Consider the following 25,675-nt stretch of genomic DNA (forward strand, 5'->3'; position numbering starts at 1 on the left):
TAGATGTTTTGAGATTGTAATAATTTCGTAACATATTAAAAAACAGAAGCAGCGCTTCTGGCCTTTCGCGCAGGATTGGCCGCGAGATGGCTCGATAGTCAAGACTACAGTAAATGGAGCGATAAGAATGGGAATTAACAAACCGGATGACTACGCTGCCAGGCTGAAGAAAGCCAGGAGGAAAAGAAACGGAAAAGATCCGTTTAAATACTTTCTGATTGCAGCGGGATGTGTGATTGTGATCCTGCTCATTGTGCTGGCAGGCAAGATTGCAAAAGGAGGAAGGATTGAGCTGGGGACGAGACGCTCGGCTGACACTTCGAACATTGAGGGAGTCTTCGAGAGCGCGGGGACGGATGAAACAGAGGCCGCAGCTTTAGAGGGCGAGCTGATGGAGGAGGACGAGGAGCAGAAGAAAATTGACGAGCAGAAGGCCTCCGTCGTAGAGTCCTACGAAAATCTGGGAATTGTCCAGGTAACCGGCTATCTGAATATGCGGGAGAGCCCGGATCAGAATGCGGACATTATCGGAAAACTGCTGGACGGAAGCGCCTGCGAGATTCTGGATGATTCCACAGAAGGATGGTATCAGGTTACTTCCGGCGGGCTGACCGGGTACATCAGCTCTGAATATGTGCTGACCGGGGAGGAGGCGAAGACAGCGGCCTTTGATCTGGTAGACGAGATGGCCGTGATCACGGCAGATAAGCTGAACGTGAGAAGCGAGCCGAATCAGGATGCTCAGGTGCTGGAACAGGTGCTGAGAAATGAGCGCTACACCATAGAGGAGGAGCAGGACGGGTGGATCAAGATTCCGGCCGGCTATATTTCCTCCGAGTATGTGCAGCAGCGGTATGCCCTCAATGAGGCGAGAAAGCTGGATCTGCGCACCATGGTTCTGAATATGTATGACAACATTGGTATTTCCAATGTGAACAATTATCTGAATATCAGACAGGAGCCGAAGGAGGACGGAAAGATCATCGGTAAGATGACAAGCAAATCCGCCGGTGAAATCCTGGAGTCCACGGAGGACGGAAAATGGTACAAGATTAAATCCGGCCCGGTAACAGGATATGTAAGCTCCGAGTACATTCTCACAGGACAGGCTGCCAAGGATGAGGCCCTGCAGGAGGCCAAGCTGATGGCCATTGTCTCCACAGACAGGCTGAATGCCAGAACAGAGCCGACGACGGACGCTCCTATCTGGACCCAGATTTCCAACAGTGAGAGGTATAATGTATTAAGCCAGCAGGACGGCTGGGTGGAAATCGAGCTGGATACAACCTCCGCCTACGTGGCGACCGAATATGTGGATGTGCGCTATGCATTAAACGAAGCCATTGAATTCACTCCTATGGAGGAGAGCTCGGGAAGCTCCGGAGGCAAGGGAAGCTCCGGCGGAAGCAGCTCGGGAAGCAAGGGAGGTTCCAGTTCAGGCACTACTTCCTCAAAGAGAACACAGATTGCCAACTATGCAACTCAGTTCCTGGGAAATCCATATGTATGGGGAGGCACCAGCCTTACAAACGGCGCCGACTGTTCCGGATTTACCATGGCGGTTATGTCACACTTCGGTGTCAGCCTGCCGCACCACTCCGGTTCACAGGCAAGCTGCGGAAGAGCGATCTCTTCCTCGGAAAAGAGACCGGGCGATCTGATCTTCTACACTGACAGCAGCGGAACGATCAACCATGTAGCTCTTTATATCGGCAATGGACAGGTAGTCCATGCATCCAACCCGAGCAGCGGAATCAAGATCTCCAACTGGAATTACCGCACGCCTGCAAAGATTGTCAACGTGCTTGGAGACTAAAGGAAAAGAAGCTGAGAGAGAAGACAGGCAGCAGAGCGGCAAAAGACGCAAAGCTGAAAGAGAATATGCAGAAAAGAGAGAAGCCGGAGCTTTTTTAGCTCCGGCTTCTTCAGTTACGGCAGACGGTTTCTTAATAATGCCTGACCTGTGCAGCGCTCTGAATAACCTGGATGACGGGGGCTGCCTCAGGGGAGAGCAGGTAGCGCAGAGTGGTTTCCGGCACAAGGCTCTGAAGCTCTTGAAACCGGCCTTCCTTGATCAGGCTCCTGACCTGGGATGCGCTCACAGGAGCCCCTTCGCTTTCCAGGCGGGGCAGGATCACAAGGCGGCAGCCTTTTCCCGCCTTTTCCTGACACCGTGATTCCTCCAGAAGAACCTCGTTGTAGATTCCGGTCACATGGCTGAGGGGTTCATCTCCTACGAAGCGGACAGAAATGGAGAGAGCATCGGCGATAGAGGAAAACAGCTCTGCGTCAAGCCTGGCGTGGGAACGTATGGCACTCTCCTCGTCCTGCAGAAAATAGGAGGGAAAGGTGGCGTTTGAGATCAGATAGCTGCCTGTGGAATGAAAGATCACATTGCCCAGGCGGGAGCATCCCTCCTTTACCAGCCGGTACCGGACAGAAAAGGGGAAGAGGGACACATCCTCTGACACTACAAACACATGCAGGACGCCGCAGGAGGAGCTGGCCTGCTCCAGCAGATACTGATGCCCCAGCGTAAAGGGGTTGGCATTCAGGACAACGGCTCCGGCGGGCAGCTGCTCTCCAGGCTTCTGAAAAGCCTGTGTCTGTGCAGGAAGAGCCGCGAGGGCTTCCTTTGTCTCCCTGACCAGATTTTCCAGATAGCCCTTAAAGCCGCTGCGCCGGTTTTCCATAAACACGGCCTCCCCTCTGGCCCGTGCAATTTCGTAAAAGCCAAGGCTTTCAAAAAAGGCGGCTTTGCTGTACTTTGTGTATAAAAAAAGGCGGATGTTCCCCCTTCTGTACTGATAATCCACAAGGTGGGTGACAAGCTGGTTTAACAGCCCCTCTCCCTGAAATGCGGAATCCACCGCCATGCAGCGCAGTGTGCTGCCGAAGCAGGCTCCTGCGGCTGCCAGGTGATAGTCCTCATCATAGAGCCCGGCGATGTAGTCAAGATTTTTATCTCTCCGAATCCCCTCTTTTTGCAGCAGAGAGTCGAACTGAGCCAGAGCACGGCTGTCTGTCTGGCGGATTTCGCTGATCTGGTATTCTGCCATGGTTATCTCCCTTCTTTAAAGCTGTTTCTTCCTATTATATCGGAATCTTCTGAAAAGATCGAATATGAAAATCCCTATGCCTCCCATAAGAAAAGCTGCAGTATACCTGATGTCATATGGGAATAAAAAAAAATCTGCGGGGAAGAATAATCCGGAAAAGCTGAGGCAGCAGAAGTTTCGCTTCAGCTTAGAAGGCTGAGAGGAAAAAGGATGCTGTAATTGAAAAACAGGCCAGCTCCATTCAGCTGAAGAAAACAAAAATGGAGGGATGGAAATGGACTACTTAAACGAGAGGGAAACTATCTGCCTGCCGGGCAGAAAAGAGGGCAGAGAGAGGATGCGGGCGCAGGATTCGTCCGTTTCAGATTCAGAGGAGAGGAGCAGCCTGGACGAACAGCTGAAAACAGAGGAGGAGCGGATACAGGAAACGGGACAGGTGCTCTTAAGCGACAACAGGAGAAAGAACAGAATTCACCTGCTCTCTGTGATAGGGGAGATCGAGGGACATGAGAATCTGTCCAGCAATACGAAGACTACCAAGTACGAGCATATTCTGCCAAAGCTTGCGGAGATTGAGGATGACGATCAGGTGGACGGGATGCTGATCCTGATCAACACGGTGGGAGGGGATGTGAGCTGCGGCCTGGCTCTGGCGGAGATGATCGCATCTCTCAGCCGGCCTACGGTGTCCCTGGTCATCGGGGACAGCCATTCCATCGGAGTGCCCCTGGCTGTGGCTTCCGACTATTCCTTTATTGTGCCTACGGGAACCATGATGATCCATCCGGTGCGGATGACGGGTATGGTCATCGGGGCAGTCCAGACCTATGACTATTTTGAGATGATACAGGACCGGATCCTGAGCTTTGTGTCAGAGCATGCAAGGATTGCCTATGACCAGCTGAAAGGGCTGATGCTGAACACGAAGATGCTGACCAAGGATCTGGGAACAGTCCTGGTGGGCGAGGAGGCAGTGAAGGAAGGGCTGATCGATGAGGTTGGAGGAATCCATGAAGCATTGACAAAATTGAATGAATTAATTGAAAAAAAGAAAAAATTTTAATGCGTTGCATTTTCGCCTAAATTTATGTATACTTATTTAAGCGTGTGAGCATTCACAGAAGAGAGCCGCAGCAAATTGGCTCGGTTTCCCGAAAATGCTGCAGTCTGGAGCAGAGGGAAATGATAAAGAAATAGAATCTGGAGGCTTAGATAAGTGGCAGGTACGAGCAGGAAACGACAGGAGACATCAGAAAGTCCAAGATCGAGAGCGAAAAACAGCAGAGGGCGGGCGGGATCGTCCGGCCGGGAAAGCTCTGCAAAAACAGATAGAAAGACAGGAAAGAAAACAGGAGGGCGCGCAGCCAGGGGCTCTTCCTCCAAAACAGACTCAGGTGCCAGGGGGACAAGCCGCCGAAAGGGAGCGCAGCAGGAACCGGAGGAAAACAGTTTTATTGTGACAGAAGTGGCGATTATCGCTGTATTTGCGGTATCGGTGCTTCTGTTTTTGAGCAATTTTCACCTTTGCGGCGTGGTGGGCGATTTCTGCCGGGAGGCCATGTTGGGAATATTCGGAAAGCTGGGGTATGTGTTCCCCGTCCTTCTGTGCGTGGGAAGCTGTTTTTATGCTTCCAACAGGGGAAACAGGAGAGCCGCGATCAAGCTGGCGGCCTCCGTGCTGACCTTAGTTGCCCTCTGCGGTCTGGCCCAGATGATCTTTGGCGGAGGCTACGCAAAAGAGCTGGGACTTCTCGACTATTTTAAGCAGGATGCAGTTTCAGGAAAGGGCGGCGGCCTTGTGGGAGGCGCCCTTGTTCTGCTGCTGGGGTCTACGGTGGGAACCATCGGCGCATACCTTATTCTGCTGGTTCTGTTTGCCATCGGCGTGGTGTGCATTACGGAGAAATCCCTGGTGGGAGCTGTGAAAAAGGGAAGCGGGCGTGCCTACAGGTATGCGAGAGATGATATGGACCGCCGTCTGGAGCTCTATGAGGAAAGACGGGAGGAGCGCAGGGAAGAGCGCAGACGCATGAGGGAGGAGAAGGCCCGGGGCATTGACCTGGATGCCGTTACCCTCACAGGCTATCCGGAGCATATGGACTACGGCGGTGATCAGGAAGAGGAGTACGAAGGACGGGCAGACAGATACAGCCCTGAATATGAAGAGGAATATGACTCTGAATACGGCCGAGGCTATGAAGAGGAGCCGGAGGATTACATCCTGGAGCCGGAGGAACGGGAACCTTTAGATTCAGCCGATATTTTCCGGGGAAGTATTACCATGCCGGGGCAGCAGGCGGACAGGCCGGCAGCTTTCGGCGGAGTGGAGGCCTTCTCGGAGAAGGACAGAAAGCCGGACAGGGAGACAGACTCTTACATACAGGAGGAAGAGAAGGAAAACGCCTTCAGGCCGCTTAAAGGCAGCGAAAGACAGGAGGCTTGGGAAGACAGAGAGGATATTCCGGCCTTTGAACCAGAAGAGAAAACGCGCCCCGGCCATGAGGAGTCCGGAGAGAGAGAGAGAAAGGAAGCCAGTTCAAGGCCTCTGATGAGCCGGAGAAAGGATTCTCCTCATGCCAGGGAATTATTTAAGGAGATGCAGGAAAACGAGGCGGAGAATTTCCAGGATGATACAGTCACTTCATACCCGGATGCCCGTTATCAGGACACTCCCGCCAGAGAGGAAGCGCTTTTAAAGAGTATCTATGCAGACAGAGACACCAGAACCTTCGCTGAGATGAGTATTGCGGACGATACCCTATATTCCGGCGGGGAGGATGTCTGCTACGAACCGATAGACGAAGAACCGGAAAGCAGCAGAGAAGAGGAGACAGACTTTGACAGCGGGGATCTGGCCGGAAGGGATGCGCTCTTCGCTGTCCGGGATCATCTGAGCCGGGAGAACGAAGAGGCGAAGTCTGACGGGGCCGCTTCACAGCCGCGCAGTACCTTTTTCATTCCGGAGGAAGCAGAGCCGGTGGTTACGGCATCCGGCAAGGTGATAGAGACAGACACAGAGGAGATCCGAAAAACCATCGAAAAGAAGCGGGCGGAATACAGCCGCATCCCGGATGAAGAACTGAGTGTCCGGGAGCAGATGGATCGCAGAAAGAGCCGGGAAGCTGCGGCGCCGCCAAAGAAAGAGCCGGAGAAAAAGCCGTATGTCTTTCCTCCGCTTGATCTCTTAAAGAAGGGAAAACCCCTGGCGGGACGCTCCGAGCAGGTGTATAAGGATACCGCTATCAAGCTGCAGCAGACCCTGAGAAACTTCGGCGTCGGTGTTACAGTTACCAATATCAGCTGCGGGCCGGCTGTCACCAGATATGAGCTGCACCCGGAACAGGGTGTTAAGGTCAGCAAGATCGTGTCCCTGTCCGACGACATCAAGCTCAACCTGGCTGCCGCGGACATCCGAATCGAGGCTCCCATTCCGGGCAAGGCGGCAGTGGGAATCGAGGTTCCGAACAAGGAAACGGAAACAGTGCTTTTAAGAGATCTTCTGGAATCAGAGGAATTCAAGCGGGCGTCCTCCAAGCTGTCCTTTGCAGTGGGAAAAGACATTGCGGGGCAGACAGTTGTGACCGATATTGCAAAAATGCCTCACCTCCTGATCGCGGGAGCCACAGGCTCCGGTAAGTCCGTCTGCATCAATACGCTGATTATGAGCGTGATCTATAAGGCGGATCCGGAGGATGTGAAGCTGATCATGATCGACCCGAAGGTGGTGGAGTTAAGCGTATACAATGGAATCCCCCACCTCCTGATTCCGGTAGTCACAGACCCGAAGAAAGCCTCCGGCGCCCTCAACTGGGCAGTGGCCGAGATGACAGAGCGCTACCAGAAATTTGCAAAGTACAATGTCCGTGACCTGAAGGGCTACAATGAAAAAATCAAATCCATTGAGGATATTGAGGACGAAAACAAGCCGAAAAAGCTGCCGCAGATTATCATTATCGTGGATGAGCTTGCCGATCTGATGATGGTGGCTCCGGGAGAGGTGGAGGATGCCATCTGCCGTCTGGCCCAGCTTGCAAGGGCAGCCGGAATCCACCTGGTAATCGCTACCCAGAGACCGTCTGTCAATGTCATCACCGGACTGATCAAGGCAAACATTCCGTCGAGAATTGCCTTTTCTGTGTCCTCCGGCGTGGATTCCAGGACGATCATCGATATGAACGGGGCCGAGAAGCTCCTGGGGAAGGGCGATATGCTCTTCTATCCTCAGGGAATCCAGAAGCCTCAGCGTGTCCAGGGCGCCTTTGTATCTGACCAGGAGGTCTCCAGAGTTGTGGAGTTTCTGGCAGAGCAGGGGATGACTACAGAGTACGATCCCGAGGTGGAAAAGAAGATGAATGCTCCGGCAGCCGGGGCAGGGCCTGACGGCGCAAATGACAGAGATGCCTATTTTGAGCAGGCGGCCAGGTTCATTATAGAGAAGGACAAGGCTTCCATCGGAATGCTTCAGAGGATGTTAAAGATCGGATTTAACCGGGCGGCCCGCATCATGGATCAGCTGGCTGAGGCCGGAGTAGTGGGAGAGGATGAAGGCACGAAGCCGCGGAAGGTTCTGATGAGCATGGAGCAGTTCGAAGAGCTCCTGGAGCAGGGCTACTAGGTTTATAGAATATCATTCACACGTGCGCCTTATGAGGCATTCCCGCGTATGATAAAAAGGGAGGAAAAAAGATGTTTTGCGACTGGTTAAAGGAACTGAAATATGAGCTGGTTCAGGGAGAGCTGGACGTGCCGGCAGAGGATGTGGTCTACGATTCCAGGAAGGCCGGAAAGGATACGGTTTTTGTCTGCATGAAGGGGACCAATGTGGATTCTCACGACTTCATCCCCGATGTTCTGAAGGCAGGGACAAAGATCCTGGTGGTTGAGAGGGAGGTTTCTGAAATTCCGGAGGATGTGACGGTTATCCGGGTGGAGAACGGACGGAATGCCCTGGCTCTCCTCTCAGCCGCCCGCTTTGGCTATCCGGCAGGGAAGATGGTCACCATCGGTGTGACGGGCACAAAGGGAAAAACTACCACTACCTACATGATTAAATCCATTCTGGAGGCCTGCGGAAAAAAGGTGGGTCTGATCGGCACAAACGGGGCAGTGATCGGAGACAAACACTACGCCACAAAAAATACCACCCCTGAGTCCTATCTGCTGGAGCAGTATTTCGATGAGATGGTGAAGGCCGGCTGTGAATACATGGTGATGGAGGTCTCCTCACAGAGCTATCTGATGCACCGGGTGGACGGCCTGACCTTCGACTACGGCCTGTTCTTAAATATCTCCAATGATCATATCGGTCCGGGAGAGCACGCAGATTTTGAGGAGTACCTTCACTATAAGAAGCAGCTCTTAAAGAACTGCAAGACGGCCATTGTCAATGAGGATGACGAGCATTTTGAGGAGATCATAAGGGGAGCCCAGGCCAAAATCCACACCTTTTCCCTTGAGCGGCCGGCAGACTTTGAGGCTTCCGGCATCCGCTATGTGTCGGGAAGCGACTTTGTGGGCCTTGTGTTCCAGGTGATGGGAAATTATGAGATGGAGGTCAAAGTGAACGTGCCGGGACGCTTTAATGCAGCCAACGCCCTGGCATCCGTTGCCCTGTGCAGCTTCTTAGATCTTCCGAAGCCGAAGGTGGCCCATGGGCTTGAGCATTTAAAGATTGACGGCAGGATGGAGATCGTCTACAAGTCCTCCAAGATGACGGTGATTGTGGACTACGCCCACAACGCAGTCAGCATGGAGAGCCTGCTTAAAACCCTCCGGGATTATAAGCCGAAACGCCTGGTCTGCGTCTTCGGATGCGGCGGAAACCGGGCCAAGGAGAGGCGGTATTCCATGGGGGAGATCGGCGGAAATCTGGCAGATTTCTGCATTATCACAGAGGACAATTCCAGATATGAGGATGTGAATGACATCCTGACGGATATTAAGGTAGGGCTTTCCATGACAAGCGGAACGTATATCGAGATCCCGGACAGGAGAAGGGCCATTGAATTTGCCATCTCCCATGCCCATGACGGGGATATGATCGCCATTATCGGAAAGGGACACGAGGACTACCAGGAGATCCGGGGTGTCCGCTATCCCTTCTTAGACAGGCAGGTAGTGCTGGAGACGGTTGAGAAGCTGGGACTGTAGGCGGATTTATGAGGCTCTGCCCGGAAACCCGGCAGAGTCTTTACAGGTTATGATACAGGATGGTAGAAGCGATGCAGAATATATTTGTCAGAGATGCGGTGAAGGCCAGCCACGGACGGCTGCTTTCCGGAGATGCAGACGCACAGCTTGCTTACATAAGCATAGATTCCCGCACAGCCGGAAAGAAGGCTCTGTTCGTTCCGCTGATCGGGGAGAAGCAGGACGGCCACCGCTTTATTATGGCGGCCCTTGAGCAGGGGGCGGCTGCCGTATTTACCTCAGAACACAGCGAGGAATCCGAGGAGGTGAAGGCTGCAGCCAAAAGGTGGCCCGGGGCAGCCTTTATCCAGGTGGATGATACAAGGAGGGCTCTACAGGAGCTGGGAGCCTATATCAGGAGCCGCCTGACGATTCCGTTAGTGGGAATCACAGGAAGCGTCGGCAAGACAACAACCAGGGAGATGGTGGCAGCGGCTCTCTCTGCGGGTTTTCACGTGTTTAAGACCCCTGCCAATCACAACAGCCAGGTGGGAGTGCCTCTCACCCTCTCCCAGATCTCAGACACAGACGAGATCGGAGTTCTGGAGCTTGGCATGAGCGAGCCGGGAGAGATGACGGTGATTGCCCAGATTGCCGCGGTAGATATGGCTGTGATTACAAACGTGGGGGTAACCCATATTGAAAATCTCGGCACCCGGGAAAACATCCTCAGGGAAAAGCTGAAGATCCAGGACGGCATGAGGGCAGACGGCCCTGTTTTCCTGAATGGGGACAATGATCTGCTGGGCATAAGCAGGGCCAGGGAGGGCCATAAAACCGTGTATTTCGGAACGGGAGAGAATGCCGACTACCGGGCAGTGGACATCAGGCTGGAGCGGGGCTGCCCGTCTTTTACCATGGTTCACGGTGAGCGCCGCATTCCCGTCACCCTCTCTGTTATGGGAGAGCACAATGTTCTGAACGCCCTGGCAGCTCTGGCTGTGGCGGACTATAACGGAGTTCCCCTGGAGGCCGCGGCGGAAAAGCTCAGGGAGTTTACCGGCTTTAAAAACCGCCAGCAGATCAGGGAAAAGCAGGGGATCACGGTCATCGACGATACCTACAACGCAAGCCCCGATTCCATGAAGGCGGCCCTTCGCGTGCTGTCCTCCTTCGGGCAGGCCAGGCGCAGGGTGGCTGTGCTGGCCGATATGAAGGAGCTTGGACCCGACGAGAGAAGGTTCCACCGGGAGGTGGGAGAGTTTCTGGCCGGGGAGAAGGTGGAGCTTCTCGTCACCTTCGGAGAGCTGGCCGGGGAGATCGGTGAGGGAGCCAGGGAGAGAAGGCCCTCTCTCCAAACGGCAGCCTTTACGGACAGGGAGAAGATGACAGAATTCTTAAAGAGGGAGCTATCTGCCGGGGACTGCGTTCTCTTTAAAGGCTCCAACAGCATGAAACTGGGAGAGACGGCTCTTCTCTTTTACGGGGAGAATGACGGCGGCAGACAGCAGACGGAAGGCTGATGAGCATATGAAGCACACCTTCGCAAACATTATCATCGATATTTCCCATGAAAAGGTAGACCGCACCTTTCAGTACATCATCCCGGAGCAGCTTAAGTCCCTTGTCAGGGCCGGCGTCCAGGTGGAAATCCCTTTCGGAAAGGGAAATTCTATCCGCCGGGGGTTTGTGGTGGAGGTGACGGACACACCGGAATTTGATATTTCGCGGATGAAGGAGATAGCTGGGGTTTCGGCTGACCGATTGTCAGTCCAATCCCAGCTAATTGAGCTTGCCTGGGAGATGAAGCGCCTCTACGGCGCCACCATGAATCAGACCCTGAAAACCGTGCTTCCGGTAAAGCAGAAGATTAAGGCCAGAGAAAAGCGGACCATTCGCTGCCTGCTTTCGAGAGAAGAGCTTTTAAGAGCCCTCTCCGAGGCCAGAAAAAAGAGCTACCGCGCCCGCATTCGCCTCTATGAGGCCTTTCTGGAGGAGCCGGAGATTCCGGCGCAGGTGCTGGAAAACCAGTTAAATATAACTGCGTCCTCCCTGAAGCCTCTGATTGAGAAGGGGGTGGTGGAGGTGGTGAGGGAGGAAATCAGCAGAAATCCCGTAGAGGGAGAAGGGACTTCCTCCAATATCCTGCCTTTAAACGAAGAACAGAAAAGAGCCGTGGAGGAATTCTGGGGTTCCTACCGGGAAAGACACGGGGACTGTCAGGCACCGTCAGAGGGACGGGAGAAAACGTGGCTGCTCTATGGAATTACAGGAAGCGGCAAGACGGAAGTGTATATGGAAATGCTGTCGAGAGTTCTTGCCATGGGGCGGCAGGCCATTGTGCTCATACCGGAGATTGCCCTGACCTACCAGACGGTTATGCGGTTTTACCGGAGGTTCGGCAGCAGGATCTCCATTATCAATTCCAGACTGTCCCAGGGAGAGCGGTATGATCAGTGGGAGAGGGCCATGAAGGGAGAGGTGGACATTATGATCGGCCCCCGCTCGGCTCTCTTCACCCCCTTTTCCAACCTGGGACTGATTATCATTGACGAGGAGCACGAGGGGGCCTATAAGAGTGAAACCATGCCCCGCTACCATGCCAGGGAGGTGGCCGGACTGCGCGCCCGCCTTTGCGGAGCAGATGTAGTGCTAGGCTCCGCAACTCCTTCTGTGGAATCCTTTACGAGGGCTCTTCAGGGAGAGTACGGGCTTTTAAGGCTTACCAGGCGGGCGGCAGAAAACAGCCGCCTGCCGCAGGTGGAGACGGTGGATCTGCGGGAGGAGCTGAAAGCAGGGAACAAGACCATGTTCAGCAGGCGGCTGACAGAGCTGATGGAGGACAGGCTTGGCCGCGGGGAACAGATGATGCTTTTTATGAACCGGAGAGGCTATTCCAGCTTTGTGTCCTGCCGCTCCTGCGGGGAGGCCGTCAAATGTCCTCACTGCGATGTGTCGCTGACCCTTCACAATAACGGAAGACTCTGCTGCCACTACTGCGGCTACTCCGTTCCCATGCCTGAGAAATGCCCGTCCTGCGGCTCTCCCTATATCGCCGGCTTTGGAACGGGAACTCAGAAGCTGGAGGAGATGACAAAGAGACTGTTTCCGGGGGCAAAGGTACTCAGAATGGATGCAGATACCACGTCAAAAAAGGGAGGCCATGAAGAGATTCTCTCGGCCTTTGCCGGCGGAGAGGCAGATATTTTAATCGGAACCCAGATGATTGTGAAGGGCCACGATTTCAGGAATGTGACTCTGGTGGGAATCATGGCAGCGGATCTGTCCCTGAACACGCCGGACTACCGCTGCGCCGAGCGCACCTTCCAGCTTCTGGTGCAGGCGGCCGGAAGGGCCGGACGGGGAGAGCGGGGAGGAAATGTGGTAATCCAGACCTACAGTCCGGACCACTACAGTATTGAGGCGGCGGCCAGACAGGATTACGAGGCTTTCTACCGCAGGGAGATGGCCTACAGGAGGATGATGAATTATCCGCCCGCCTGCCGGATGTCGGCAGTTCTCTTTGCAGCCAGGGACGAGGCGCTCCTTGAAGCCTTCACAGAGGCGGCTCTAAGCAGGGCCGAAGAGCTTCTCTCCAGCCGCCGGGTGCCGTTCCAGCTGATCGGCCCGGTCAACGCGCCGGTTTACAAAGTTAATGATATATACAGAAAAATTTTATATATTAAGAGTCAAAGTTATGATATAATGGCCGCAGAGCGGCATTATATCTGCGCCGAGCCGCCGGCGCCCGAAGGGAGCCTGAACACTCCTGCGGCGAGTGCGCATCCCTCGGAGAGATACATATCCGAAGGATATGATATAATGGCCGCAGAGCGGCATTATATCTGCGCCGAGCCGCCGGCGCCCGAAAGGAGCCTGAACACTCCTGCGGCGAGTGCGCATCCCTCGGAGAGATACATATCCGGAGGATATGATATAATGGCCGCAGAGCGGTCATTCGATCTGCGCCTGCCGGCCTCAGAGGTTACGGCTGAAGGCCGGGGGCTTTGTTTCGCGGGAGAACCTGCATCCGGAGTGCATGACGGGATGGACGTTTGCGGACAGAGGCCGTCTGAGCCTGTGTACGGCGAAATCGGCGGGATACGGGAATGTATCGATTCCCTGCAGAAATCAAATCCCCGGTTCAGCTCCGTGTCCGTGCAGTATGATGTATGGTAGGATCTATGTTCCAGACAAGATTCAGATAAGATAAAGCAGAAAAAGGAGAGAGTTTAGATATGGCAATCAGAGAAATCAGAACCATTGGCGATGAAATCCTCAGAAAAGAGTGCAAGCCGGTAAAGGAGATGACCCCCCATACGGCAGAGCTTATCGAGGATATGTTTGACACCATGTACGAGGCAAACGGCGTGGGGCTTGCGGCTGTGCAGGTCGGCGTCAGAAAGCAGATTGTGGTCATTGATGTGGAGGACGGAAATCAGTATGTGCTGATTAACCCGGAGATCCTCGAGACGTCAGGAAGCCAGACAGGGCCTGAGGGCTGTCTGAGTGTTCCGGGAAAATCCGGCACCGTCACAAGGCCTGACTATGTGAAGGTGAAGGCTCTCAATGAAAAGATGGAGGAGTTTGTGCTGGAGGGAGAGGGACTGCTTGCAAGAGCCATCTGCCACGAATGCGATCACCTCTATGGAGTCCTCTATGTGGACAAGGTAGAGGGAGAGCTTGAGGATGTAAATGCAGATTTCGAGGAAGAATAAAGCAGAGGCAGGACGGGGAAAATCCCGGACTGAACCTGACAGAAGGCTAAGGAGTTGGTAAGCTTATGAAACTTGTATATATGGGAACGCCGGACTTTGCAGTTCCCCCCCTTACGGCACTGGTAGAGGCGGGGCATGAGGTGGCGGCTGTGGTGACACAGCCCGACAAGCCAAAGGGCAGAGGAAAGGCAGTCCTGATGACTCCCGTGAAGGAGAAGGCTCTCTCCTACGGGATTCCGGTCTACCAGCCGGCGAGGGTAAAGAAAGACGAAGAATTTTTAAAGACGCTCAGAGAGATAAACCCGGACGCCATCGTGGTGGCTGCCTTCGGGCAGATTCTGCCAAAGGAGATCCTGGAGCTTCCGAAATATGGCTGTGTCAATATCCACGCATCTCTGCTCCCCAAATACAGAGGAGCGGCCCCGATTCAGTGGGCGGTGATTGACGGCGAAAAGGAGAGCGGCATTACCACCATGATGATGGATGTAGGCCTTGACACAGGCGATATGCTGGACCGGACAGTGATTCCCCTGGCGGAGGATGAGACGGGAGGAAGCCTGTTTGAAAAGCTCTCCAGGGCAGGAGGGCCGCTGATCTTAAAAACTCTCGAAGCCCTGGAAAACGGAACGGCTGTCCGCACGAAGCAGCCTGAGGAGGGGGCGACCTACGCAGGCATGCTTGACAAGTCCCTGGGCAATATTGACTGGACGCAGAGCGCGGCAAAGATTGAGCGCCTGATCCGCGGGCTGAATCCGTGGCCCAGCGCTTATACAGGCTACAAGGGAAAAACCATGAAGCTGTGGGCCGCTGATGTGCTGGAAGGGACATTTGAGGGAGTTCCCGGAGAGATTATAAAGGTGGAAAAGGAGCGCTTTCTCGTCAGGACGGGAGATGGCGCTCTGGCAGTAAAGGAGCTTCAGCTCGAGGGCAAGAAGCGCATGGACGCGGCGTCCTTCCTTCGGGGATTTTCCTTAGAAGAAGGGGAGATCCTCTGTCAGGGATAAATTTTGAGCCATAGGGGAAAATGAGTAGAAAGCTGGGAAAGCAGGGCCGCAGGCGGCAGTAAATGATTTAGTTGAGAAAAGGAGTCTTTCATCTATGTACTATGGTTATGGGTATTACCCGTTTTTTGATCCGACAATGATACTGGTTTTAATTGGCGTAATCCTCTCGCTGGCGGCTTCGGCCAAGGTCAAAAGCACCTTTGCCAGGTATTCGAAGGTGCGCTCCATGACAGGGATGACGGGAGCGGAGGCGGCCCAGAGGCTTTTAAACAGCCAGGGGATTTACGATGTGACAGTCCGCCGCGTGCCGGGAAGCCTGTCGGATCACTATGATCCCCGGACCAAAACGGTGAATCTGTCAGATGACGTCTACAGCTCCACCTCAGTGGCAGCTATCGGAGTCGCAGCCCATGAGTGCGGTCATGCCATTCAGCATGCAGTCGGCTACGCCCCCTTAAATTTCAGAAGCGCGCTGGTGCCGATTGCCAATTTCGGCTCACAGATTTCCTGGCCGCTGATTTTGATTGGAATCCTTATCGGAGGCTTTGGTTCCCCTATCGTCCAGCTGGGAATTATCCTGTTTTCGCTGGCAGTTCTGTTTCAGCTTGTCACCCTTCCGGTTGAGTTCAACGCATCCTCCAGGGCAGTCAGGCTGCTGGACTCCACAGGGATTCTTTCCGGAAATGAGGTGGACGGGACAAGACGCGTTCTGGGAGCGGCTGCCCTGACCTATGTTGCGGCAGCGGCAGGTTCGATTCTCCAGCTTATGCGCCTTATCATACTGTTTGGAGGAAGAAGAAATAATGACTAGACCGGGAAGCAGGAAGCCGGAAAACGGAAAGCAGAGAGAAGGGAAGAAGGCCGGGAGCCCGCAGAGAATGCCGGATGCAAGAGAGATTGCCGCCGACATTCTCATGGAGGTGCTGGAAAAGAAACAGTACAGCCACGTGGTTCTCCTGAATGCCCTGAAAAAATATCAGTATCTGGAAAAGCAGGAGCGCTCCTTTATCAAGAGATTGGTAGACGGGACGCTGGAGCGGCTGATGCAGATAGACTTTATCATTGAGTCATTTTCAAGCACCCCTCTGCGTAAGATGAAACCGACCGTGCGCACGATCCTCAGGATGGGGGTGTACCAGATCTGCTATATGGACCGGGTTCCGGATTCGGCGGCCTGCAATGAGGCGGTGAAGCTGACAGTAAAAAGAGGCTTCTCAGGTCTTAAGGGCTTTGTAAACGGAGTTCTCAGGAATATTGCCCGGAAGAAAGAGGAGATAAGCTGGCCGGACGACAGCGTCAGATACTGTCTGCCCCAGTGGATTCTCGGCCAGTGGGAGCCGGAATACGGCAGGAAGGCTGTTCAGGTGATGGCGGAGAGCTTCCTGAGAGAGAGACCTCTCACAGTGAGGATGAATCTGAACCAGGCCCCCAGAGAGGAAATTTTGGAATCCCTGAGGGAACAGGGGGTGGAGGTCATTGAGAGCGGCTACTCAGATCAGGTGGTATTCTTAAAAAATGTGGATTATCTGGAAGGGCTGGACGCTTTTGCAGACGGCTTTCTGCAGGTACAGGATCTCAGCTCCTCCCTGGCCGGGGACGCGGCAGGGGTTAAGGAGGGCAGCCATGTCATTGACGTCTGCGGAGCTCCGGGAGGGAAAAGCCTTCATATCGCGGAGCTTTTGAACGGTACAGGGATGGTGGAGGTCCGGGACCTGAGTGAGTCAAAGATTGCGCTGGTGGAGGATAATATCCGCCGCTCCGGACTTTTCAACATAGAGGCCAGGGTTCAGGATGCCCTGGAATTTGACAGAGATTCTGAGGAGACAGCGGATCTGCTTATTGCGGATCTGCCCTGCTCCGGACTTGGAATTATGGGCCGCAAGCCGGACATCCGCTACAATATGAACAGGGAGCAGACCCTTGCCCTGGCCGGGCTTCAGAGGGAGATCCTGTCGGTTGTCTGGCGCTATGTCAAGCCGGGCGGGACGATGGTCTACAGCACCTGTACCATTGACCGGGCGGAAAATGAGGAAAATGCGGCCTGGATACTGGAAAATCTGCCCTTTGAGCCGGTGGATCTGACGGGGCGGATCGGGGAGGAGCTGGCAAAAACCCTCTGCCGCGATACGAGAAAAGAGGGATATGTGCAGCTTCTTCCTGGGTTTTACCCGGGAGACGGCTTTTTTATCTCCGTATTCAGGCGGAAGGAAGAGGGCAGGTAAACGGCAGGACTTAAGGCCTGCCGCATTTAGACGGACAGAGGACAGGTAGAAAAGATGAGTGAGAACAGGAAGGAAATTTTAGCAGAAGGATTTCTGAAAGAAGGACAAAAAAACGAAAAACAGGAGTCCGAAGGCAGAACGGTTTCAGAGACAGATATCAAATCCATGACGCTTCCGGAGCTGGAAGCGTATCTGAAGGAGATGGGAGAGAAGCCCTTTCGGGCAAAGCAGCTCTACCAGTGGATGCATGTCAAGCTGGCAGCCTCCTTTGACGAGATGACGAACCTCTCCAAGGGACTGAGGGAGACGCTTGGAAGGCAGTGTTTTTACGCCTCACTGACGCCGGTGGATGTGCGTATCTCGGCTGTGGACGGAACCAGAAAATACCTGTTTGAGCTCTCTGACGGAAACGTGATCGAGAGCGTGCTGATGCGCTATAAGCATGGGAACTCTGTCTGTATTTCCTCTCAGGTGGGCTGCCGGATGGGCTGCCGCTTCTGTGCGTCAACCCTTGACGGCCTGGAGAGAAATCTGAAGCCTTCCGAGATGCTGGAACAGATCTACAGGATACAGAGGGATACGGGAGAGCGGGTTTCCAATGTGGTAGTGATGGGCTCAGGAGAGCCTATGGACAATTACGACAATCTGATTCGCTTCATCCATCTTCTGACTGATGAGAATGGTCTGAATATCAGCCAGAGAAATGTGACGGTTTCCACCTGCGGCATTGTGCCGCGCATCCGCCAGTTTGCCGAGGAGGGGCTGCAGGTGACTCTGGCCCTGTCTCTTCACGCGCCGAACGACGAGGTGCGAAAGACCCTGATGCCTGTGGCAAAGAGCTATGCCCTCCGGGATGTGCTGGATGCCTGTCATTACTATTTTGAGAAGACCGGCAGAAGACTGACCTTCGAGTACAGCCTTGTAAAGGGTGTCAACGACAACCTGGAAGAGGCCAGGGCTCTGGCAGAGCTTATAAAAGACCAGCACGGCCACGTAAACCTGATTCCGGTAAACCCGATCAAGGAGAGAGATTATAAGCAGTCTGACCGGAAGGCCATAGAGGACTTTAAGAATTATCTGGAAAGGCGGGGCATCAATGTGACCGTGCGCCGGGAGATGGGCCGCGACATTGACGGGGCCTGCGGGCAGCTTCGCAAAAGTTATATTGAGAAGGAAAGGACGTAAGGAAGATGAAAGCCTGCGCTTTGACGGACATCGGGCGGGTGCGGTCAGTGAATCAGGATTCGCGCTTTGCCACAACGGAACCGATTGGACCACTTTCAAATTTGTTTATCGTTGCAGACGGCATGGGCGGCCACAGGGCCGGCGACCGCGCATCCAGGCTTCTCATTGACAGCCTGACGGATTACATAGGAAACTGCGGCGACCAGACGGCGGTGGCGGCTTTAAATAACGGCATTGCCGAGGCCAACCGGAAAATCTATGAGGCAGCTGCGGCAGACCAGAGCTTAAGCGGAATGGGAACTACTCTGGTGGCAGCTACCATAGAGGGGTCTACCCTCTATGTGGCCAACGTGGGGGACAGCCGTCTCTACCTGATTGAGAGAGAGGGGATCCGCCAGGTAACACGGGATCACTCCTATGTGGAGGAGATGGTTTCCCTGGGGCAGATGAACCGGGGAAGCGCCGCGTACAGAGAACAGAAAAACATTATCACGAGGGCAGTGGGAATTGCAGACCATGTGGATGTGGACTTTTTTGAGGTGAGCCTGAAGGCGGGAGATTATATTCTCCTGTGCTCTGACGGGCTTTCCAACATGGTGGACAATTCTGCCATTTTCCGTCTGGTGCTCCTTCCCGGCCCTCTTGAGAGCAAGGCCAGAGCGCTTATTGCGTTAGCCAATCAGAACGGGGGAAAGGACAACATTGCAGTGGTCCTGATCGATCCCCAGATAAGTGAGGTGGACGGATTATGATGCTTAGACCGGGAATGTACCTTCAGGATCGATATGAGATTCTTGAACAGATTGGATCCGGCGGAATGTCAGAGGTCTACCGGGCGAAGTGCCACAAGCTCAACAGGCTGGTGGCCATCAAGGTTTTAAAAGAAGAATTCAGTTCCGACGCAGGCTTTGTGAAGAAGTTCAAGATGGAAGCCCAGGCGGCGGCAGGACTCTCCCATCCGAATATTGTGAGTGTCTATGACGTTGTGGACGAGGGAAGCATCCATTACATTGTCATGGAGCTGATTGAGGGGATCACCTTAAAAAGCTATATTACGAAAAAGGGAAGGCTCGGCTCCAAGGAGGCCATCGGGATTGCGCTCCAGGTGGCTCAGGGAATTGCAGCCGCCCACGATCAGCATATTGTCCACCGGGACATCAAGCCTCAGAATATGATTATCTCCAGGGACGGGAAGGTAAAGGTGGCAGATTTCGGCATTGCCAGGGCTGTCACCACCCAGACCATCGGGGCGACGGCTGTGGGCTCTGTGCACTATATCTCGCCGGAGCAGGCGAGAGGAGGCTTCAGCGATTCCAGAACGGATATTTACTCTCTTGGAATTACCATGTATGAGATGGTGACGGGAACCGTTCCCTTCGACGGAGACAATACGGTGAGCATAGCGCTGGCCCATCTGGAACAGCCCATCACCCCGCCTTCCAGGCTGAATCCCGAGGTACCGGTAAGCCTGGAGCGCATTATCATGAAATGCACCCAGAAGAAGCCGGAAAAGCGGTATGCAGATGTCTATGAGCTGATCTCCGATCTGCGCCATGCCCTTGTGGATCCGGATGACGACTTCGTGGCTCAGGAGCCGGAGGTGGATACCTCCTCGCCTACGATGGTGATCTCCGGGGATGAGCTGAGCCAGATTAAGAGCGCGCCCAGGCGCAGTACCGGCCCCATTGTCATGAGCGGCCAGAGCAACAGTCTCCGGGATGTGCCGGGGTCCGGCGGACAGCATGAGAGAAGAGGAGACAGGGAGCACGGCTATGACAGAAGGAAGGAGCCGGAAAGCGGCCGCGAACTGAAACACAGCGGCTATGATAAGAATTATGACAGAGATTACGAGCGGGGGCACTCCGGCGGCTACGGACGCCAGGATGCTGCGGAGAACGGAAGGGACCTGGACTATGACTATGAGGAGGACTACGGCTATGACAGGGGCCGCAGCTCAGGCTACGGCGGTTCCGGCTCCAGCCGGACTTCCGGAGGCAAAAAGGGCGGCAGAGGAGGAAAAAGCGCAGATGTAAACCCCCAGATTGAAAAACTGCTCACCACGGTCGGCGTGGCAGTGGCCATCATTATCGTGGCAGTGCTGGTTGTCATCTTTGCAAAGCTTGGTGGGATTTTTAATTCCGGTTCCCACACAGAGCTGACGCTTCCGGCGGTGGAGTCCGGCGAAAGCGATTCAGGACTTAAGGACACGGAAACAAGGGTTCCGGACTTCGTTGGAATGACAGAGGATGAGGCGGAGGAGAAGGCGAAGGAGAGCCATCTGAAGCTGAGCTACAGCTATACTGCGTCGGAAGAGGAGAAGAAAGGGCTCGTGGTGGAGCAGAAGACAGAAGAGGGCACTGTGGTGGATAAGCAGTCCACAATCAGAGTTGTCGTAGGTGAGGGCGGAATGGAGTCCTCCACAGAGGAAGAGACAGATGCGTTACAGATCGATCTGACTGCCCTGGGACTTGAGGCTCTGGATGGAACAAATGCCAAAAACCTTCTTGAAGCCAAAGGCCTTAAGGTATCGCTTCAGTCTGAAAACAGCGACACCATCATAAAGGATCAGGTGATCCGGTACGAGCCGACGAGTGCCTCTCCCGGAAGCGAGATCCGTCTGTATGTAAGCTCAGGCCCTGCTGTTACTATGGTGCCGGTGCCTGATCTGACCGGAAAAACAGAGGAGGAGGCGGCACAGCTTCTGGAAGCGGCAGGCCTTACAGTAGCGCCAAAGGAGCAGATTCTCACACAGAAGAGTGATACGGTTTCCAGGGGAAAGATCATCAGCCAGATTCCGCTGAAGGATGAGGAGGTGCCGGAGGGCAGCGCAGTCAGCTATGTGGTAAGCATCGGCAAGGGGACAAAGTATGTGGCCATTGTCAATGACGATTATCCCCTTAAGGACAATTTCGGCCCGGGAGGCGCTTCCACCACAATCACGGTTGAGATTGTTATGGTGCAGACGGTAAATGGACAGAAGAGAACGACGACAGTTATGGATGCCAGGGAGATGAAGGGAGACGTCACGCTTCCGGTACATTATCAGCTTACAGGAGAGGACGGAGTTCTCACAGGAGAGCTTCAGATCCGCGATGTGACAAACGACAGAGTGCTGAAGACTTATCCTCTGGAATTTATGGAGGTAGACGCATAGGGATGACAGGAAAGATAATCAAGGGAATTGCCGGCTTTTACTATGTCCATGACGGACAGGGGAGAGTCTATGAATGCAAGGCAAAGGGTGTGTTCCGAAACAGGAAGATCAAGCCGCTAGTCGGAGATAATGTGGAGTTTGAGATTCTCGATGACAGGGAGGCAACGGGAAATATTGTCTCAGTCCTGGAACGGAAAAATTCCCTGATCCGCCCCGCAGTCTCCAATGTGGATCAGGCGCTTGTGGTCTTTGCGATCACGGAGCCTATGCCAAACCTCAATCTGCTGGACCGCTTTCTTGTGATGATGGAGCGCCAGCAGATACCGGCTGTTATCTGCTTTAATAAAATTGATCTCTCCTCGGAGGAGGAGATGGTGAAACTGCGGGCTATTTATGGCCCGGCCGGGTATGAGATCCACTTTATCAGCACCTACGAAGAGGCCGGGCTGAAGGAGATCCATGAGCTGATCCGCCACAAGACAACGGTTCTGGCAGGGCCGTCGGGAGTGGGAAAATCCTCCCTGACGAATTTCATTCAGCCTGATGCCTGCATGGAGACAGGCGTGGTCAGCGAAAAGATCAAGAGGGGAAAACACACTACCCGTCACTGCCAGCTGTTTTTCGTGGAGGAAAACACGTACATGATGGACACGCCGGGGTTCAGCTCCATGTATATTGAGGACATAAAGCCGGAGGAGCTGAAGGAATATTTCCCGGAATTTGCCGCAGAGGAGGATGGCTGCCGTTTTCTGGGCTGCGTCCACGTGGGAGAGCGGGTGTGCGGAGTGAAGGAGGCAGTGAAGGCCGGACGGATCAGCCGCAGCCGCTATGACAATTACCTGCTTTTGTATAAGGAGCTGAAGGATAAAAGGAGATATTAGACTATGATACGATTAGCACCGTCAATTTTGGGAGCGGATTTTTCACGTCTGGGGGAGCAGATTCAGACTGTAGATGAGGCCGGAGCCCAGTATATTCATCTGGATGTGATGGATGGGGCCTTTGTGCCCAGCATTTCCTTCGGAATGCCTGTGATTCAGAAACTCCGTCCAATCACAAAACGGGTGTTTGACGTCCACATGATGGTGGAGGAGCCGGGCCGCTATGTGGAGGATATGAAAAAGGCGGGGGCCGATCTGATCTGTGTGCACCAGGAGGCCTGCTGTCACCTGGATCGGACAGTGAACCAGATTAAGGAGCTGGGCCTGAAGGCCGCTGTGGCTCTGAACCCGGCTACCCCTGTGTCCACCCTCTCCTGCATTCTGGGAGAGATCGACATGGCGCTTATTATGTCGGTAAACCCGGGATTCGGAGGTCAGAAATTCATCCCCTATACTCTGGAAAAGGTGAGAGAGCTCCGCAGAATGAGCGATGAGAGGGGACTTGACCTGGATATTCAGGTGGACGGCGGCGTGGGCCTTGACAATGTGCGCCAGGTGATTGAGGCGGGCGCCAATGTGATTGTGGCAGGCTCCGCAGTTTTTAAGGGAGATGCGGCTGCAAACACCAGGGCATTTCTGGAAATTTTCAGGGAGTACGACTGATCCGAAAGATTTGGTAAGCTGTGCCCAAGCGGCTGCAAAAAGAGCAGGAGAATGAAAGACAGAGGAAGAGTGAAGGACATCGAACGAGTGAAGGACAGCGGGAAGAGAGAAGGAATACGCGTGGCAGATTCAGAGAATACTAAGAAGAAAAGCCTGGCAGCGCCGGAGTCTGGGATGCAGGACTTTCCGGAAAGGGAAAGCGGGGCTCAGGCAAAAGACAGCGCCTTGGATGAAACATGTCTCATCCTCACCGGAGGCAGCATGGATCTGGCGTTTGCCAGACAGTTTATCGCTGCACGCAGATACGGCTGTGTGATCGCGGTGGACGCAGGCCTCGAGAGAGCCTCGGCTCTGGGCATTACGCCGGATGAGATTGTAGGGGATCTGGACACCGTGGATCGCCGTCTGTTTGAGAGCTACCGGCAGCAGCCGGAGGTGGAGCTTGAGATTCACCGGCCGGAAAAGGACGAAACGGATACGGAGCTGGCTCTCTGGATGGCAAAGCGGAAGGGATTTACCAGGATAGACATTCTGGGCGCCCTGGGCGGGAGGATGGATCACGCCCTGGGAAATATTCAGCTTCTTTTCCAGACCTTTGTGGATGGAATCAGAGCGGAAATCTACGACGAAAGGAACAGAATCTATCTGGCAGGCCCCGGCTGCACACCGTTTTTCAGGGACAGGATTTACGGCAAATATATTTCCTTTCTCCCTCTGACTGAGTCGGTGGAGGGAATCACCCTTAAGGGCTTTAAGTATCCTCTCTCCGACCGGGATATCCGGATCGGCACAAGCCTGTGCATCAGCAATGAGCTGGCAGAAGAGGAGGGAACTCTCTTCTTCCGGAAGGGGATCCTGATCTGTGTGGAGAGCCATGATTAAAAAGCTTCTGACCATCATGAGGGAGCGTTCCGGCTGACCGAGTTTCTGCAAAAACTGACCTCTTATAAAAACTGAAAACTGCATGTTTGAATAGGTACAGACCTGTGATAAGATACAGATTATCAGTGAAAGGAATGCCGGAGCCCGGCAGCTGTTCCGGAAACGGGAACAGCCGGGGAGCCGGCTGACAGGAGGGACAGAAATTATGAACAGAAAAAATGACACAGCCTACAAAATTGCGATGACGGGGCTCATGGCAGCCCTCTCCTATGTGGTGTTCACCTTTGGCCAGATTCGTCTGACGCTTCCTGGAGGCGACGCCACATCCATCCATCTGGGAAATGCGGTCTGCGTGCTGGGAGCGCTTCTCATCGGCGGATTCTACGGAGGGCTGGGAGGAGCTATCGGCATGACCATAGGAGATCTCTTTGACCCGGTCTACGTGGTGTATGCGCCGAAGACCTTTATCCTGAAGCTCTGCATCGGCCTCATCACAGGCTTTGTGGCGCACCGGATAGGAAAAATAACTGCCAGCACCGATCGCAGGCATGTATTGAAATACGTTATTCTGGCATCAGCGGCAGGCCTGATTTTTAATGTGATTGCGGATCCGCTGTTTGGCTATTACTATAAGCTGCTGATTATCGGAAAGCCGGCCGCAGAGCTGGCTCTCGTCTGGAACGTGGCCTCCACATCCATCAATGCGGTTGTTTCCGCTGTGGCTTCTGTTTTCATCTATATGGCTGCCCGCCCGGTGCTCAGAACCTCAGGCCTTCTCTTAAGGCTTTCATAAGGAGTACGAGATGAACGAGACAGGACAGAAAAAAATTGCAATGATTAATTCTATGGCAGGATATGGCCGCTGTTCCCTTACAGCGGCTATTCCTGTGATCAGCGCTCTGGGAATCCAGTGCTGCCCGGTGGTCACTTCCATTTTGTCCAATCACACCGGATATCAGAGCTGTTATTTTGATGATTATACAGAGCGGATGGTGCCCTATATGGATGAGTGGAAGAAGCAGGGCTTTGCCTTCGACAGCATTGCCACAGGATTTTTGGGCTCTGTCAGGCAGGTGCAGATTGTGGCAGATTTTATCAGCCACTTTAAACAGGAGGGAACGAAGCTTCTTGTGGATCCGGTGCTGGGGGACAATGGGAGCCTTTATTGCACCTGTACGCCGGAACTCTGTGAGGAGATGCGGGAACTTATCCAGTATGCAGATGTGATTACGCCGAATCTGACGGAAGCCTGCATTCTCACAGAAACTCCCTGGAGGGAGAAGGGGTGGAGCAGACGGGAGCTCTCCGACCTGGCTTACAAACTCCTGTTTATGGGGCCCGGAGCCGTGGTGCTGACCGGCGTTGAGAAGGGGCATTCCATTCTGAACGTGGTTCTCGAGAAAGGCCGGGAGCCGGTATTCTTAAGCTCCAGGTATGTGGAGAGCCGCAGGCATGGAACCGGGGATGTGTTCTCCGCCGTGACAGCTGCCCTGATGGTCAGAGGTTTCCCTCTTACGGAATGTGTGAAGAAGGCCGCCTCCTTTACACGAAAATGTGTGGAGCGGTCAGAGGAGCTTCAGATTCCCGAGAAAGAGGGCCTGTGTATTGAGGAGTGTCTGCCGTCCCTTCTGCGCATGGCAGGGCAGCGGACGAAAGGGTAGCTGCCCGGCGGGAGGCTGAACCGCTGTCAAAAAGCAGGGAAAAGGGGAAAATAGTCTTTTCATAAAAAGAAAACTGTAGTATAATCGAGGACAGTTCTATGAAAACAGAGGTGGCTT

At 54.0% G+C, this 25,675-nt stretch carries 19 protein-coding genes; 18 read left to right on the top strand and 1 reads right to left on the bottom strand.

Features of this window, described 5'->3' with window-relative positions:
• Positions 1–127: 127 nt before the first annotated feature.
• Positions 128–1,816: an SH3 domain-containing protein gene (locus DW757_RS00630; protein WP_118750696.1), complete on the top strand. Its 1,689-nt coding sequence runs from the start codon at positions 128–130 to the stop codon at positions 1,814–1,816.
• Between the two features lie 130 nt (positions 1,817–1,946).
• On the opposite strand, the gene citC is transcribed toward DW757_RS00630, so the two are convergent.
• Positions 1,947–3,059 (bottom strand): [citrate (pro-3S)-lyase] ligase, encoded by a 1,113-nt coding sequence (gene citC, locus DW757_RS00635; protein ID WP_118750697.1) that lies wholly within the window; start codon positions 3,057–3,059, stop codon positions 1,947–1,949.
• 274 nt (positions 3,060–3,333) lie between these two features.
• Here citC and DW757_RS00640 point away from each other — a divergent pair, with 274 nt between their 5' ends.
• From DW757_RS00640 to DW757_RS00725, 17 genes are all read left to right on the top strand, one after another.
• Positions 3,334–4,122: an ATP-dependent Clp protease proteolytic subunit gene (locus DW757_RS00640; protein ID WP_347559947.1), complete on the top strand. Its 789-nt coding sequence runs from the start codon at positions 3,334–3,336 to the stop codon at positions 4,120–4,122.
• 393 nt (positions 4,123–4,515) lie between these two features.
• Entirely contained in the window at positions 4,516–7,674 is a 3,159-nt protein-coding gene (locus DW757_RS00645) for a DNA translocase FtsK (protein WP_118750811.1), read from the top strand.
• Positions 7,675–7,745: 71 nt separating this feature from the next.
• Entirely contained in the window at positions 7,746–9,209 is a 1,464-nt protein-coding gene (locus tag DW757_RS00650) for a UDP-N-acetylmuramoyl-L-alanyl-D-glutamate--2,6-diaminopimelate ligase (RefSeq protein WP_008398081.1), read from the top strand.
• A 71-nt stretch (positions 9,210–9,280) separates the two neighbouring features.
• Positions 9,281–10,711, top strand: coding sequence for a UDP-N-acetylmuramoyl-tripeptide--D-alanyl-D-alanine ligase (gene murF, locus DW757_RS00655; RefSeq protein WP_015574242.1), 1,431 nt, complete (start codon positions 9,281–9,283; stop codon positions 10,709–10,711).
• Entirely contained in the window at positions 10,680–13,367 is a 2,688-nt protein-coding gene (gene priA, locus DW757_RS00660; RefSeq protein ID WP_243033249.1) for a primosomal protein N', read from the top strand. Before murF ends, priA begins: the two co-directional genes overlap by 32 nt.
• Positions 13,368–13,426: 59 nt before the next feature.
• Entirely contained in the window at positions 13,427–13,906 is a 480-nt protein-coding gene (def, locus tag DW757_RS00670; RefSeq protein ID WP_008398084.1) for a peptide deformylase, read from the top strand.
• 65 nt (positions 13,907–13,971) lie between these two features.
• Positions 13,972–14,910, top strand: a complete 939-nt coding sequence (gene fmt, locus DW757_RS00675) for a methionyl-tRNA formyltransferase (RefSeq protein ID WP_118750698.1) — start codon at positions 13,972–13,974, stop codon at positions 14,908–14,910.
• Between the two features lie 94 nt (positions 14,911–15,004).
• Positions 15,005–15,721 carry a zinc metallopeptidase gene (locus DW757_RS00680; protein WP_118750699.1) on the top strand — a complete coding sequence of 239 codons (717 nt, stop codon included), beginning with the start codon at positions 15,005–15,007 and terminating at the stop codon, positions 15,719–15,721.
• On the top strand, positions 15,714–17,132 hold the full coding sequence (gene rsmB / locus DW757_RS00685) for a 16S rRNA (cytosine(967)-C(5))-methyltransferase RsmB (protein ID WP_118750700.1): 1,419 nt from the start codon (positions 15,714–15,716) through the stop codon (positions 17,130–17,132). The genes DW757_RS00680 and rsmB overlap by 8 nt, the downstream gene beginning before the upstream one ends.
• A 54-nt stretch (positions 17,133–17,186) precedes the next feature.
• The gene (gene rlmN / locus DW757_RS00690) at positions 17,187–18,317 is read left to right on the top strand and encodes a 23S rRNA (adenine(2503)-C(2))-methyltransferase RlmN (RefSeq protein WP_118750701.1); all 1,131 of its coding nucleotides are present in this window, start codon (positions 17,187–17,189) and stop codon (positions 18,315–18,317) included.
• A 5-nt stretch (positions 18,318–18,322) separates the two neighbouring features.
• Positions 18,323–19,069: a Stp1/IreP family PP2C-type Ser/Thr phosphatase gene (locus tag DW757_RS00695; RefSeq protein ID WP_015574237.1), complete on the top strand. Its 747-nt coding sequence runs from the start codon at positions 18,323–18,325 to the stop codon at positions 19,067–19,069.
• Positions 19,066–21,471 (top strand): protein kinase, encoded by a 2,406-nt coding sequence (locus tag DW757_RS00700; protein WP_118750702.1) that lies wholly within the window; start codon positions 19,066–19,068, stop codon positions 21,469–21,471. Before DW757_RS00695 ends, DW757_RS00700 begins: the two co-directional genes overlap by 4 nt.
• Before the next feature lie 2 nt (positions 21,472–21,473).
• Positions 21,474–22,352, top strand: coding sequence for a ribosome small subunit-dependent GTPase A (gene rsgA, locus DW757_RS00705; protein WP_118750703.1), 879 nt, complete (start codon positions 21,474–21,476; stop codon positions 22,350–22,352).
• Positions 22,353–22,355: 3 nt separating this feature from the next.
• Complete coding sequence (gene rpe, locus DW757_RS00710) at positions 22,356–23,015, top strand: ribulose-phosphate 3-epimerase (RefSeq protein ID WP_118750704.1); 660 nt, start codon at positions 22,356–22,358, stop codon at positions 23,013–23,015.
• Between the two features lie 51 nt (positions 23,016–23,066).
• Complete coding sequence (locus DW757_RS00715) at positions 23,067–23,897, top strand: thiamine diphosphokinase (RefSeq protein ID WP_008398093.1); 831 nt, start codon at positions 23,067–23,069, stop codon at positions 23,895–23,897.
• A gap of 205 nt (positions 23,898–24,102) precedes the next feature.
• Positions 24,103–24,690: an ECF transporter S component gene (locus DW757_RS00720; RefSeq protein WP_118750705.1), complete on the top strand. Its 588-nt coding sequence runs from the start codon at positions 24,103–24,105 to the stop codon at positions 24,688–24,690.
• 10 nt (positions 24,691–24,700) lie between these two features.
• Entirely contained in the window at positions 24,701–25,558 is an 858-nt protein-coding gene (locus DW757_RS00725; RefSeq protein ID WP_118750706.1) for a pyridoxamine kinase, read from the top strand.
• The last annotated feature ends 117 nt before the right edge of the window (positions 25,559–25,675 follow it).

This window comes from Clostridium sp. AM29-11AC (assembly GCF_003480545.1).
In the GTDB taxonomy this organism is placed as follows: Bacteria; Bacillota; Clostridia; order Lachnospirales; family Lachnospiraceae; genus Otoolea; species Otoolea saccharolyticum_A.